The 12,781-nt window shown below is 62.3% G+C and carries 10 protein-coding genes and 1 pseudogene; 7 read left to right on the forward strand and 4 right to left on the reverse strand.

Annotated elements, in window-relative coordinates; genetic code table 11:
• The first annotated feature begins 248 nt into the window (after nucleotides 1-248).
• A complete protein-coding gene (locus tag QOU61_RS23760) occupies nucleotides 249-767 on the forward strand; it encodes an MEDS domain-containing protein (protein WP_289661710.1) in 519 nt (172 codons plus the stop codon).
• A gap of 89 nt (nucleotides 768-856) precedes the next feature.
• Nucleotides 857-2,053, forward strand: a complete 1,197-nt coding sequence (locus QOU61_RS23765) for a sensor histidine kinase (RefSeq protein ID WP_289661712.1) — start codon at nucleotides 857-859, stop codon at nucleotides 2,051-2,053.
• Between the two features lie 194 nt (nucleotides 2,054-2,247).
• Here QOU61_RS23765 and QOU61_RS23770 read toward each other — a convergent pair.
• Both QOU61_RS23770 and QOU61_RS23775 read right to left on the reverse strand, forming a co-directional pair.
• Nucleotides 2,248-2,475 (reverse strand): annotated as a pseudogene (locus QOU61_RS23770) (sensor histidine kinase); the annotation flags it as partial.
• A 189-nt stretch (nucleotides 2,476-2,664) separates the two neighbouring features.
• Complete coding sequence (locus QOU61_RS23775; protein ID WP_289653630.1) at nucleotides 2,665-3,090, reverse strand: cupin domain-containing protein; 426 nt, start codon at nucleotides 3,088-3,090, stop codon at nucleotides 2,665-2,667.
• A gap of 256 nt (nucleotides 3,091-3,346) precedes the next feature.
• On the opposite strand from QOU61_RS23775, the gene QOU61_RS23780 reads away from it, so the two are divergent.
• The 3 genes from QOU61_RS23780 (at nucleotide 3,347) to QOU61_RS23790 (ending at nucleotide 5,072) form a co-directional block, all read left to right on the forward strand.
• Nucleotides 3,347-3,862, forward strand: a complete 516-nt coding sequence (locus QOU61_RS23780; RefSeq protein WP_502876814.1) for a phosphate-starvation-inducible PsiE family protein — start codon at nucleotides 3,347-3,349, stop codon at nucleotides 3,860-3,862.
• 402 nt (nucleotides 3,863-4,264) lie between these two features.
• Entirely contained in the window at nucleotides 4,265-4,477 is a 213-nt protein-coding gene (locus QOU61_RS23785; RefSeq protein ID WP_289653631.1) for a hypothetical protein, read from the forward strand.
• 331 nt (nucleotides 4,478-4,808) lie between these two features.
• Nucleotides 4,809-5,072, forward strand: coding sequence for a hypothetical protein (locus QOU61_RS23790; RefSeq protein WP_289653632.1), 264 nt, complete (start codon nucleotides 4,809-4,811; stop codon nucleotides 5,070-5,072).
• A 661-nt stretch (nucleotides 5,073-5,733) separates the two neighbouring features.
• Here the strand turns inward: QOU61_RS23790 and QOU61_RS23795 are convergent.
• Nucleotides 5,734-7,035, reverse strand: coding sequence for a sensor histidine kinase (locus QOU61_RS23795; protein ID WP_289661716.1), 1,302 nt, complete (start codon nucleotides 7,033-7,035; stop codon nucleotides 5,734-5,736).
• A gap of 22 nt (nucleotides 7,036-7,057) precedes the next feature.
• Complete coding sequence (locus QOU61_RS23800; RefSeq protein ID WP_289653633.1) at nucleotides 7,058-7,732, reverse strand: response regulator; 675 nt, start codon at nucleotides 7,730-7,732, stop codon at nucleotides 7,058-7,060.
• A 536-nt stretch (nucleotides 7,733-8,268) separates the two neighbouring features.
• Between QOU61_RS23800 and QOU61_RS23805 the strand changes: the two genes are divergently transcribed.
• Entirely contained in the window at nucleotides 8,269-9,498 is a 1,230-nt protein-coding gene (locus QOU61_RS23805) for an efflux RND transporter periplasmic adaptor subunit (RefSeq protein WP_289653634.1), read from the forward strand.
• Nucleotides 9,499-9,538: 40 nt separating this feature from the next.
• Entirely contained in the window at nucleotides 9,539-12,781 is a 3,243-nt protein-coding gene (locus QOU61_RS23810; RefSeq protein WP_289653635.1) for an efflux RND transporter permease subunit, read from the forward strand.

Consider the following 12,781-nt stretch of genomic DNA (forward strand, 5'->3'; position numbering starts at 1 on the left):
GTTGGACAAGGTGTCGACAACGACCCGCACCATGTCCGCGCCCGCGGTTCTCACGTCTTGACCGACGGCATTGCGTGGGTGCAAGGTTTGGCATGGGCAGTGGGCACTGGATCATCCTCAGGGAGCGGTGCCATGTCAGGATTGAGATCGGTCCAGCTTGGACAGTCAATATTTAACTGTCCGTGTCACGCCTGCGCGTTTTTCCATAGCCAGGACGAAGAATACGAGCTCCTGCTGCCATTTTCGAAATCCGGAGAGGCAGCCCACGACCGGCTTTTCCAGGTGGTCGATCACGCGCACCTGGCGGAACGGCGCCGAAGGCTTGCCGAAGGCTTGCCGAAGCGGGCGTCGACGTCGAGCAGGCCGAGCGCAATGGGCAGCTTGAGTTGCGGGCATGGGAAAACATCTATTTGCGCGAGAGCCGCTTTGATCAGAATGCGATGCTGACGCTGATTCAAGACGTCCTCAAGGAGGGCCGCTCCAGAGGCTTCGGCATGACCAGGCTTTGGGCCGACATGGAGTGGGCGCTCGAAGACCTGCCAGGGGTTCACGACCTCGTCGAATATGAGACCAGGCTCAACAAATTCCTGCCTGATTACGATGACGTCGTCGTATGCACCTACGACCTCAACAAATTCAGCGCGCCCATCGTTATGGACATCATGCGCACGCACCCGCAAGTGATTATCGGCGGAGTGCTGCAGGAGAATCCGTTTTATGTTCCACCGGAAGAACTTCTCGATGAATTACGACGTCGAAATCATTAGCGGTGCAGGAGATAGTGGCAGCACAGGCTCCGCCAACGCGGGAATCATCGGAAAGACCTGAAGCGGAGCTGCGGCGATGCTTGCGGGACGTGGTGGCATTATCCACCCTTCCGATGATTTGGATCGGGGCAAACCCCGAGCAGATCGCGAACAGCCTCGCCCAATTGATCGTAAGCGTCGTCGATGTCGAGTTCGCGTGGGTCACCATGGGTGAGCCTGCGGTCAACGTGCTTCAAGCCCATAAACGAGCAGACGCGCAATTCGCGCCGCGGACACCCAAGTCAGACTGGGCTAAGCCAAACGCTAGGTTTGCGACGGAGGTCCAGCCTCAACGTAAGATGTATGGAGTCTCGGTGCCGATCGGACGCGAGCCCGGCTCAGTTCTGGTAGCGCTTTGCGGCCGATCCGAGTTTCCAACCGAACTTGAGCATCTCCTCTTGCGCGTGGCGGTCAATCAGGCGGCGGTCGCAGTCCAGCAGTGGCGAACCGAGCAATCACTGAGATCGGAAATGGAGCGGCGGGAAGCACTCGAAGCGCGCGAAAGAGAGCAGCGACAGCGGGAAATGCAGCGGGAGCTTGCGCACGCGAACCGGGTGGCAACCATGGGGCAGCTCACGGCCTCGATCGCCCATGAAGTCAAACAGCCAATCGCCGCGACCGTCGTCGGAGCCATGGCGGCACAGCGCATCGTGAGCGCCAAGCCCGCGGACCTGGACCAAGTACGACGGGTTCTCGATGAAATCGAGAAAGCTGGGAGGCGAGCGGGCGATGTCATCGACCGGATTCGCGCCCTTATCAAGAAGGAACCGCTACGGAAGGATCAACTGGAGATCAACGGTGCAATCCGCGAGGTGCTTGAGCTCACTCGTGGCAAAGCGGCAACGAACGACGTTTCGGTGCAGGCGAAGTTAGCGGACGAGTTACCGCTCGTTGAAGGCGATCGGGTCGAGCTGCAGCAAGTGATGCTTAACTTGATCATCAATGCCATCGAAGCGCTGAGTGAAACGAGCGAAGGGTCACGAGAATTGCTGATCGGCACCGCGAAAACAGAGTCAGGCGACGTGTTCGTGGCGGTGCAAGATTCGGGCCCGGGGCTCAGCCCGGTGACTCTCGAGCACGTCTTCGATGCGTTCTACACGACCAAGCCGAGCGGCATGGGCATGGGATTGTCGATCTGTCGTTCAATCATTGAAGCGCATGGTGGACGATTGTGGGCGAGCGCAAACGTGCCCAACGGCGCTACCTTTCAATTCACGCTTCCTGGCCTCCCATACATTACATCATGATCGGTGGTGGTTTGGCCAACGACCCCAATTTCTGAGCCGGTCACGATCCACGATGGGCCGGAATTGCTGAAGCAACCTTGCTTTCGCCGGCCTCGCACAGGTCATGACCGGTTGTGCCCTTCTCGGACCTCGCGCAATGTCCGCTTCCGCGCCGTTGTTGGAAGCCAGGCGGACATCTCCGATTTATGAGTATGTTACTCCGCAAGCCGGAAGCCGAGCGTGAACTGCGCGCCGCCGCTCGGCAGGTTGGCAACCGACACCGTCGCCGAATGGTCCTCGGCGACGCGCTGCACGATCGATAGTCCCAATCCCGCACCGTCGGTGCGTCTTCGGTCGCCGCGCCAGAAGCGCTGGAAGATCGGGCCGCGCTCATCGGCAGGAATGCCGGGGCCGCAGTCGCGCACGCGAAGGCGCGCACCATCAACCGCGCGCGCACCTTCCTGAAGCGGCATCAGACGGCATAGCGAAACCTGAATCACCAGGATTGTTGCGCTCTGGCGATGTTTGCCGGCATCCCAAAGGGGTTCTCCACGGATTGGAGGCTATCGAAAACTCTGTTGTGGTCGAGATCAAGTCGCCGGCGCCCGAGATCGGCGCCTCCAGAGCCGACTTCAAGCCCGGCGGTAGCCTGCGAGCGAGGAGTCCTCGACATCGGGCAGGTTCACCACGATGTTCTCCGGTGTCCGGCAGGCCAGCCACCAAAGTTCTTCGGTCGTGCTCATGTTGACTTCGAGGTGTGGGATGTAGGGTGGCACGAACATGAAATCGCCTTCCGATAGATCGACGTACTCTTGGAAGTCCTTGCCGAAATAGACACGGGCGCAACCCGACAGCACATAGGCGCCAGTCTCGGCTTCGCCATGATGGTGCGGCAAGGAACGAAAGCCAGGCGGGTTGCTGGCCTTGCCAAACCAGATTTTGGTCGCCGCTGTATGCTGCGGTCCGACCCCGGTCATGAGCTTCAAACCGCCCGATTGACCCGTGTTGCCGTGCTCGTAACCTTTCTTGGTCACTTGCGGTCGATCATTCGCCGTCATTCACGCTCTCCGACTATGCGGTGTGCAGCTGGTGGACTGATTTTCGAGCGCAGAGTGCAATCGAACTGTTGCGCATGCAAGCGCGGCTTTCGGCCGTGTCCGGCATGGTGAAGGTTTGGCATAATGCCCGCTTCTGGCGCATTCCGGTGTCCGCTCGTGACGGTCGAAGGGCATGCTGTTTGCGCTGGCCAGCTTCCGTTTTTGACCCTCAGCGGGCGTCACGACCGTACGGCACTATCATTGTGAAAATCATGCTATGCCTAAACCCCGCTGGCTGACGGAGCCGACGATGCCTTTGAAAAAGGAATTTTCCGATCTGCGCCTGTCGTTCGAGCCGCTGACGCTCTACCAGAAATTCGAGCAAGTTTGCGTCCTGATGCTGACCACGCTGATCGCCATCATCATTGCCCTCGCGCTGTGGAATCTGACGCTGAAAATCCTGCTCAGCGTCTGGGCAACCAATTTCGATCCGACCGAGTATGGTGTGTTCCAGACGGTGTTCGGCATGATCTTTACCGTCATCATTGCACTCGAGTTCAAGCGCTCCCTGCTGGTGGTGGCGGAGCGGCGCGACAGTGTTGTGCAAGTACGCTCTGTCATCCTGATTGCGTTGCTGGCGGTGGTACGCAAATTGATCATTCTCGATCTGTCGAGCACGGATGCCTTCCATCTGCTGGCGCTCGCCGCAGCCATCCTCGCGCTGGGCGCCGTCTATTGGCTGGTGCGCGACCAAGGGCAGCCGCGCGAAATCATCGCGGCGGGAGACGGATGAGGTTGCATTGCGGGGCGGTCGCTACAAAAGCTGACAAAACGAGTTCAAATTCGAAGTTCCTAGCCTGACGCGAGGAAACAGGTTGCCAGCAAACCGACCTGCACTTCTGTCGTTGGCCCTTCTCGGACCTCGTGCGAGGTCCGCTTCCCGTGCGCCCGGCTCGGACAGGCGCGATCGCGATGGGCGCGTCTGCATCCCAAATTCCCACATTGGAGCGTCTGTCACTTTTCGAACAGACAGGTCAAATCCGAAACCGCGTTGATATCGACGTCGGCCACGCCATCATTCGAGGTTGATGTGGACAAATTTCCTGCGCAGTCCTAGAGCTTGATCCCTATCAAAAATGCTCATGTCGGATGAGCTTAGAAGAGGGGGCGCTCACAGAAGTCGCAGGAGGCCCCGATGTCGCACTTCGTCGTCAGTTTCATGAAAGATGTGCTCGGCGAAAACGGTCGGCAGGCCGAGATCTGCCAGAGGATCCTGGAGATCGACGCTCCGACTGAGGGCGAGGCCAAGGAGATCGCCAAGCAGAGCTTCTGCAAAGCCGAAAGGCTTTGCGAATGGTCGCTGCATGCCGACCGCATCCAGGTCACGTCTGCTGACTTTCCGTTGTAGAGACCAGGCAGGTTTGCGCGTGAACGCGAAGTCTTCACCCAAATAATGGCCAGAGGATGCGCGCGATGTCGCCTGTTGGCCCATCGCGACAAATTTGGCAGGTCTCGCTTAAGTCTCCTTTCGGAGGCAGAGCCGACGTGATTTGCTCGCCGCAAGTATTAGGGCTCGTGACCCGAAGCGGACGCACGGTCTCGTGGCCTGGCGCTAGGCAAATCCTCCGTTGATCTAGGTCAAACGTCAGCGATCCTTTGGCGCTCACGCTATGTTCAGCCGCATCTGAGGCGGCTCCCGTCACCTTTCAGTTCCGCAAACACGAAGAGGGAGGTTCGCCATGCATCCGAGGAAGCGTCTTTCGATCAAGTCAGCGACAGTTGCCGGGATTGCGGCTAGCGTCCTGTTGGGGCTTGCAGGTCTCACTCTCAATCCAGCGCCAGCCAGGGCGGTCGTGTACTGCCAGTACGTCAGCTATCCTGCCGGTTGCGTGGCGAGGGCCGGCGTCGTGCTCAGGCCTCGTCCGGTGGCGCGCGCTGCGGTCCGTCATAACGCCGGTGGCAATTTAAATGGCGGCGTCAATCGCGTTGGGGTGCGGCGGTAAAGCACTTGTTTGCGGGTCACGACCTTGGCGCGGCAGACGGCAAGCCAGGTTTGTGACCCGTTAACATTTTTGTCATCAGCTATTCTTCTCGGAGGACGGAAGCCTGTTTATGGCACCTTTGAGACATGCCTGCCTATCCTGAGAATGTCCGTTCACCGGGGTAGACCGGAAGTCGCCGTGATCCGGTCAAACCGACGCGAATGACCCAAGAGCCGACCTCAGTACAGCCCGAGCGCTCAATCCCTATGTCGCTGACAAGCGTCATTGAGGGCGCTGGAGAACTTCGCCGAATTAACTCGCGACAAGAGTGACTATCAAGAGACTCAGCGTTAGCCCAATAGACGACATCATAAGCACCGGCGCAAAGGATTCGAAACCGATTTCTGGATTTGCGCCAACTGTTTCGCGCCCATGAACTCGATGTACGCTTGTCTGCATCGTCATTGTGATTTTCTGTCCCAAGACTCGTCGAATTTGCCGCCGCTTGAAAAACGGTGGAGAGACGCCTTAGCTGGAGCGAATTAGGTGAGACTTAGAGAGGGCTTGCCTCCCTAAGGCATCACTTCCGCACATGGCCCTTCTCGGACCTCGTGCAAGGTCCGCTTCCGCGCCCTTGTCGGGAGCCAGGCGGACATCTCCGAATTATGAGTATACGTCCCAGTTACTCCGCAAGCCGGAAGCCGAGCGTGAACTGCGCGCCGCCGCTCGGCAGGTTGGCAACCGACACCGTCGCCGAATGGTCCTCGGCGACGCGCTGCACGATCGATAGTCCCAATCCCGCACCGTCGGTGCGTCTTCGGTCGCCGCGCCAGAAGCGTTGGAAGATCAGGCCGCGCTCATCGGCGGGAATGCCGGGGCCGCAGTCGCGCACGCGCACCGAACCATCGTCAAGCACCTCGACGTCCACGGAGGTGTCGCGCGGGGTGTATTTGATGGCGTTCTCGGCGAGGTTGAAGATTGCCCGCTGCAGCATCTCCGCATTGCCCCGCACCCGCACCGGCTCCTCGGTGCCCTTGAGCGCGATCTCCTTGTGCTGGGCCAGCGCGTAAGGCGCGATCGAGCCCACCACCTCGGCGCAGACCGCGCGCAGATCGGCAACCTCCGACGGGTTGACCTCGAGCGTGTCGAGCTCGGCGATGTCGAGCAACTGGCCGACCAGCCGGCTCATGCTTTCGATGTCGGCATGCAGCGCCCGCATCTCGTTGCGGTCGCCGAGCGTCTCGATGCGCGTGCGCAGGATCGCAAGCGGCGTGCGGAGCTGGTGCGCGGCATCCGCGGTGAACTGCCGCTGCACCCGGAAGCCGTCCTCGAGCCGGTCGAGCGCCTGGTTGACGGCGGTGACCAGCGGGATGATTTCGCTCGGAATCCGCTCGGTCGGCAGGCGGATGTCGGTCCGCGCCGGGCCGATGTTCCGGGCCGCCTCCGACGCCCTGATCAGCGGCGCCACCGCGCGGCGGAAAATGACGATGTCGATCGCAAGCAACAGCAGCAGGATCGGAAAGGTGATCCACCCCACCCGGCGGAAGAAATTGGCCACGATGTCGTCGATGATGACGTCGCGATGCGACAGGTCCTCGGCGACCTGGATGCGCACCGTCTGCCCGTTGATGGTCTTGCTGACGCCTCCTGCCGACACCGTGCCGGGCGCGGCGTTGCTCGGACGCACGATCGCCGACCCGTTCTTGTGCGACGAGAACAGCACCCGCCCCGAGGCATCGACGACCTCGTATTGGTAGCGGCCGTAGGCCTCCGAATAGAGGTCCTTCAGGCTCTCGGGCAGCGCAAGGGTGATGGAGCCGTCCGGCGCGACGCCGAGATGGTCGCCGAGCGCGTCAGCCTGGTCGCGCATCGCGTCGCTCTGCAGCTGGTTGACCTCCGAGCTGAGCAGCCAGAGCAGGACCAGCGGCAGGAAGATCGCCGCGGTCGCGACCGCCACGATGTGCAGCAGCACGATCCGCGACATCAGCGACTTGATGCGCAGCACGCTATTTTTCCCCGGCCATCATGTAACCGACCCCGCGGATCGTATGGATGACGATTTTTGCGCCGTGCTCGGCGAGCTGCTTGCGCAGCCGCGACACGTAGACCTCGACCGCGTTCGAGGCGACGTCGCCGGCGAGCCCGAAAATGTGGTCTTCGACGTTCTTCTTCGGCACCACGCGGCCGTGCCTGCGCAGCAGGATCTCCAGTACCGAGGTTTCGCGCGCCGAGAAGATCTTCGGCTCGCCCTCGATGAAGATCTGACGGCTTTCGGTGTCGTAGACGAGGTTGGCAAGGCTCAGCGAGGTGCCGAGCAGCTGGCCGGGACGGCGCAGGATCGCTTCGAGCCGCGCCACCAGCTCTTCGAGCGCGAACGGCTTTGCCAAATAGTCATCGGCACCGCTGCGCAGGCCCGTGACGCGGTCCTGCAGGCCATCGCGCGCGGTCAGGACCAGCACCGGCAGCGGGTTGCTGCGCTGCCTCAAGGCGCGCAGGAGCGTCAGGCCGTCGCCGTCAGGCAGGCCGAGGTCGAGGATCATCGCGGCATAGGAGGTGCTGCGCAGCGCGTGCGTTGCCTCCTCGACGCTGGACAGGCAATCGGCCTGGTAGCCGGCGGCATCCAGCCCCTTTGCCAGCAACTCGGCCAGCTCTTCATTGTCCTCGACGATCAACAGCCGCATCTTCCAACCAACGGTCCCGCGACGATTTCGGCGCGCGGCGCAAGCACCGAAATCGCGCTGCGATCCGGCTCGCCGCGGGCAGTGTAGACCCACGGCAAAACGGGGCAAGAAATTCGGCCCGCGCCGTGCCGGGCGCTGCTGTTTCGCGTGGCCGAGCGAGTCGGCGCGCGTCTGTAAGCTTCATGTAAGCTTCACGACATTCCGCGCATTTCGAGCACGGATTGTGTTGATCGAACGAGCGAAATTGTCGCGCCGGAGCGGCCGCCGCCGACTCAGCGCTTGCCCGCCCCTGGAGGAGGAACTATGGAGGTTCTGCCCTGCCCGGAGGGGCCCCGGCGGGCCTTCCGGGCTGAGGCGAATCAGTGGAGCCGCCACGGGGAAAGGTGGGCCCGAATCAAAATGACTGAGATACTTCATGGGCGTGCCAGCGGCGTCTTTCGCAGGGGCCGCTGCCGGGCAGGCCAATCCAGGGGTATGAAGGTGACGCGGCTTGAGCCAATCGTCCGATCGATGGCGGCCGCCTCGGGATATTCGCAATGACGTTCTTCAAGCGGTCTCTGCCAGCCAAGATCGTTGTGACGATCCTGGCAACGATCGTCGTCGTTGTGCTGTTCCTGGCGAAGATATTCGTGCTGCCCTCCTCCTCCGAGGTTACCGACAGGTCGCGCAACGGGGCGCGCCAGCAGGCGCAACGGGCTCCCGCCGCCGACGCTGTCGCATCCATCGACCTGTCGGAAAAGCAGGTCGCCGCGGTCAAGTTCGCGCCGGTTGTGACGCGCGAGTTCACCCTGTTCAAGTCCGCGGTCGGCACCATCGGATTCAACGAGAACATGCTGGTCCAGGTGTTCTCGCAGTATCCGGGCAAGATCATCAAGGCGTCGTTCAATGTCGGCGACGACGTCAAGAAGGGCGACACCCTCTTCACCATCGACAGCCCCGATCTCCTGCAGGCGGAATCGGCGCTGCTGGCAAGCGCCGGCGTGCTCGAGCTGCAGAAGCGGACGCTGGCGCGGGTGTCGGGCCTGCTGAAGGCCGGCGGCAGCGCGCAAAAGGACGTCGACCAGGCGACATCCGACCAGCAGACCGCCGAGGGCAACTTCAAGGCTGCGCGAAACGCGGTGCGCATCTTCGGCAAGACCGACGAGGAAATCGACGATATCCTGAGCCAGCGCCGGGTCGATTCCACGCTGCTGGTGCCGAGCCCGATCTCGGGCCGGATCGTGACCCGCAGCGCCGCGCCGGGCTTCCTGACCCAGCCCGGCAATGCGCCGGCGCCCTACTCCATCGCGGACATCTCCACGATGTGGATGGTGGCGAACGTCATCGAGACCGACGCCCCCGCCTACCGGCTCGGCCAGGAGGTCGAAGTGCGCGTGCCGGCCTACCCGGGCCGCACCTTCAAGGGACATGTGACGGCACTGGGCTCGACGATCGATCCCAACACCCATCGGCAACTGGTGCGTTCGGAGGTCGCCGATCCCGATCACCTGCTGCGCTCGGGCATGTATGCGAGCTTCGTCATTCGCGTCGGAACGCCGGCGCGTTCGCTTGCCGTGCCCGTGAACGGGGTCGTGCGGGAAGGCGACGGCACCATGACGGTCTGGGTCACCAGCGACGGCCGGCGCTTCACGCAGCGCACCGTCAAGGTCGGGCTTCAGCAGGACGGATGGAGCCAGATTCTGGAGGGTCTTCACGGTGACGAAGCGGTCGTTACCGACGGCGCGGTGTTTCTGAGCAACAAGCTCGCCCTGGGCGAAGCCGGCTAGGCTTCAGTCGGGAGCCATCACCAAATGCACGCGGGGTCGCTTGATTAAGTCGCTACTAGCCTTCGGACTGACGCGCAGCGCCATCGTGGTGCTTGGCATTGTCGTATTCTGCGCGGCCGGGCTTGTCGCCTTTTCGAAGCTCAACATCGAGGCCTATCCGAATCCGGCGCCCGTGATCCTCGAGATCACCGCGCAGGCGCCCGGCCTTTCCGCCGAGGAGATGGAGAAGTACTACACCATCCCGATGGAGGTCGGCCTCTATCCGACGCCCGGCGTTGTGAGCGTCAGTTCGAAGTCGTTCTATGGCCTGTCGTTCGTCCGCGTCACCTTCAAATACGGCACCGACTACTACTTCGCCCTGTCCCAGGCGTCGATCAGCCTGCAGCAGAACGTCACGCTGCCGGGCAATCTGGTGCCGACGATCCAGTCGTCGAGCCTGGTCGGCGAGATCTACCGCTACCAGATCGTCGGTCCGCCGCATTTCGGCCTGACCAATCTGCGGACGGTGCAGGACTATATCGTCACCCGCCGCCTGCTCACGATTCCCGGCGTGGCCCAGATCAACTCCTGGGGCGGCACCACCAAGCAGTTCAACGTCGATGCCGACCTCGAGAAGCTCGAGGCCTACAACATCACGGTGCCTCAGCTCATCAGCGCGCTCGGCAACGCCAACATCAATGTCGGCGGCCGCGAGATTTCGATCGGCCAGCAGTCGGTCAACATCCGCGGCATCGGCCTCGTCGACTCCGGCGGCGCCGACGACATCACCAAGGGATACCGGGTCGAGGACGTCGAGAACGTCGTCCTCACGCAGTCGAACGGCCTTCCGGTCCAGGTCAAGGACGTCGCGACCGTCTCGGTCGGCTATGTGCCGCGGCTCGGCATTGCCGGCCGGGATCACGAGGACGATATCGTGGCCGCCATCGTCGTGATGCGGCGCACCGAGCACACCAACGACATCATCCCGCGTGTCGAGGCCGAGGTTGAAAAGCTCAACAACGACGGCAGCCTGCCTCCCGGGGTCAAGGTCGTGCCGTATTACGACCGCAGCTCGCTGGTCGGTGTGACCACGCACACCGTTCTCCACAACATGATCTTCGGCTGTCTCCTCGTCTTTCTGATTCAATGGGTCTTTCTCGGCGACCTGCGCAGCGCCATCATCGTCAGCGTAAACATCCCGTTCGCGCTGTTCTTCGCAATCATCATTCTCGTCCTGCAGGGAGAGGACGCCAACCTGCTGTCGCTCGGCGCGGTCGATTTCGGCATCATCGTCGATTCCGCCGTGATCATGATGGAGAACATCTACCGCAACTTCCAATCCTCGCCCGAGCAGCGGCGAACCCTGCTCAGGCAGCTCACCGAGGGCTATTGGGGATCGGATCCGACGGCGCCCACCGGGCCGGGAGCAGGCCAGCGATGGCCCGAGCGGCTGCGGATGATTTTTGCCAGCGCGTTGCAGGTCGACAAGGCGATCTTCTTCAAGACCGCGATCACCGTAGCCGCCTTCGTCCCATTGTTCACAATGCAGGGCGTGGAAGGCCAGATTTTCGGTCCGATGGCGCTCACCTACGGCTATGCGCTCGCCGGTTCGCTGCTCGCGACCTTTACGGTGACGCCCGTTCTGGCGGCATTGTTGTTGCCGAGGGACATCGCGGAGGTCGAGACAGTCATCGTGCGCGCCTTGCGCGCGGCGTACACCCCGGTGCTGCGATGGGCGCTCACCAATCTCCGGGCTGCCGTCATATTGGGGGTGGCATTCCTCGGGTTGAGCGCACTGGCAGCTTCGCGGCTTGGCAGCGAGTTTCTTCCCGCGCTGGAGGAAGGCAATTTCTGGATCAGGGCGTCGCTTCCGCCGACCGTCTCGCTGGAAGCGGGCACGGCTGCGACCCACAAGATGCGGGAGATCCTGCTGCGGCATCCCGAGGTCATCACCGTGGTGTCGCAGCACGGCCGTCCCGACAATGGCAGCGACGCCTCGCCCTTCTCCAATGTCGAGCTGTTCGCACCGCTGAAGCCGTTCGACGAATGGCCCGCCAACCTGACGAAGGACCAGCTCACCGACGAATTGCAGAAGGAGTTTGCCGAGGCGCTCCCCGGGGTGAGCTTCAATTTCTCGCAGTACATCCAGGACAACGTCGAGGAGGCGCTGTCGGGGGTCAAGGGCGCCAATTCGATCAAGATCGTCGGTCCGAACCTCGAGGTGCTGGAGCAGCTGGCGACCCAGGTGATGGCCGAGATGAGCGGCGTCCGCGGCGTCGCCGACCTCGGCATCTTCCATCTGCAGGGCCAGCCCAACCTCAACATCAAGATCAATCGCGAGAAGGCGGCGCGCTACGGCCTCAACACCGGCGACGTCAACACGGTGGTGCAGGCGGCGCTGGGCGGCACCAACGCCACCACCATTCTCGAAGGCGACCGGCAGTTCGCGCTGGCAGTTCGTCTCGATTCCAAATACCGCAGCAGCATCGACGCGATCCGCACCGTCAAGGTCGCCTACCAGACGCCGTCGGGCATCAATGCCTACATTCCCTTGAGCGAGCTCGCCGACATCTCGCTCGATACCGGCACCGCCTTCATCTACCGCGAGCGCAGCGCGCGTTATATCCCGATCAAGTTCAGCGTCCGCGGCCGCGACCTCGGCAGCACGGTCGCCGAGGCACAGGAGCGCGTCACCAGGACCATCAAGCTGCCCAACGGCTACCAGATCATCTGGGCCGGCGAGTTCGATAATCTGCAGAACGCGAAGAAGCGCCTGCTGGTCGTGGTGCCGATCACGCTGCTCTTGATCCTGGCGCTGCTGTACGGCCTGTTCAACTCCTGGCGCGACAGCCTGCTCTCGCTCGCCGGCATTCCCTTTGCGATCGGCGGCGGCCTGATCGCGCTCTATTTCGCCGCGCTCGACTTCAGCGTCTCCGCCGCGATCGGCTTCATCTCGCTGTTCGGCGTCGCCGTCATGGACGGCATCCTCAACATCACCTATTTCCGCGAGCTCAGGGCGCAGGGCATGACGGTTGCCGAGGCGGTGTTTCGCGGCGCCGAGCAGCGCATGCGGCCGATGCTGATGACGGCGTTGTCCGCAGGCGTGGGCCTTGTTCCGGCGGCGATCTCGCACGGCATCGGCAGCCAGGTGCAGCGGCCGCTGGCGACGGTGGTGGTAGGCGGCATGTTCATCGGCCCCCTGCTCCTGCTCGTGGTCGCGCCTGCACTGCGCAGGATCTTCCTCACGGGAGAACTCGCGAGTTTGCCTGACGAGGAGGAGACGACGGATGCTGAACAGATCTAG

Source organism: Bradyrhizobium sp. NP1 (genome assembly GCF_030378205.1).
GTDB lineage: Bacteria > Pseudomonadota > Alphaproteobacteria > Rhizobiales > Xanthobacteraceae > Bradyrhizobium.

Excerpts from the sequence above, each read along its gene's own strand:
- QOU61_RS23800 (WP_289653633.1), bottom strand. The coding sequence starts at position 7,732 with ATGCGGCTGTTGATCGTCGAGGACAATGAAGAGCTGGCCGAGTTGCTG.
- QOU61_RS23805 (WP_289653634.1), top strand. The coding sequence starts at position 8,269 with ATGACGTTCTTCAAGCGGTCTCTGCCAGCCAAGATCGTTGTGACGATC.
- QOU61_RS23795 (WP_289661716.1), bottom strand. The coding sequence starts at position 7,035 with ATGTCGCGGATCGTGCTGCTGCACATCGTGGCGGTCGCGACCGCGGCG.
- QOU61_RS23785 (WP_289653631.1), top strand. The coding sequence starts at position 4,265 with ATGTCGCACTTCGTCGTCAGTTTCATGAAAGATGTGCTCGGCGAAAAC.
- QOU61_RS23780 (WP_502876814.1), top strand. The coding sequence starts at position 3,347 with ATGCCTAAACCCCGCTGGCTGACGGAGCCGACGATGCCTTTGAAAAAG.
- QOU61_RS23775 (WP_289653630.1), bottom strand. The coding sequence starts at position 3,090 with ATGACGGCGAATGATCGACCGCAAGTGACCAAGAAAGGTTACGAGCAC.
- QOU61_RS23790 (WP_289653632.1), top strand. The coding sequence starts at position 4,809 with ATGCATCCGAGGAAGCGTCTTTCGATCAAGTCAGCGACAGTTGCCGGG.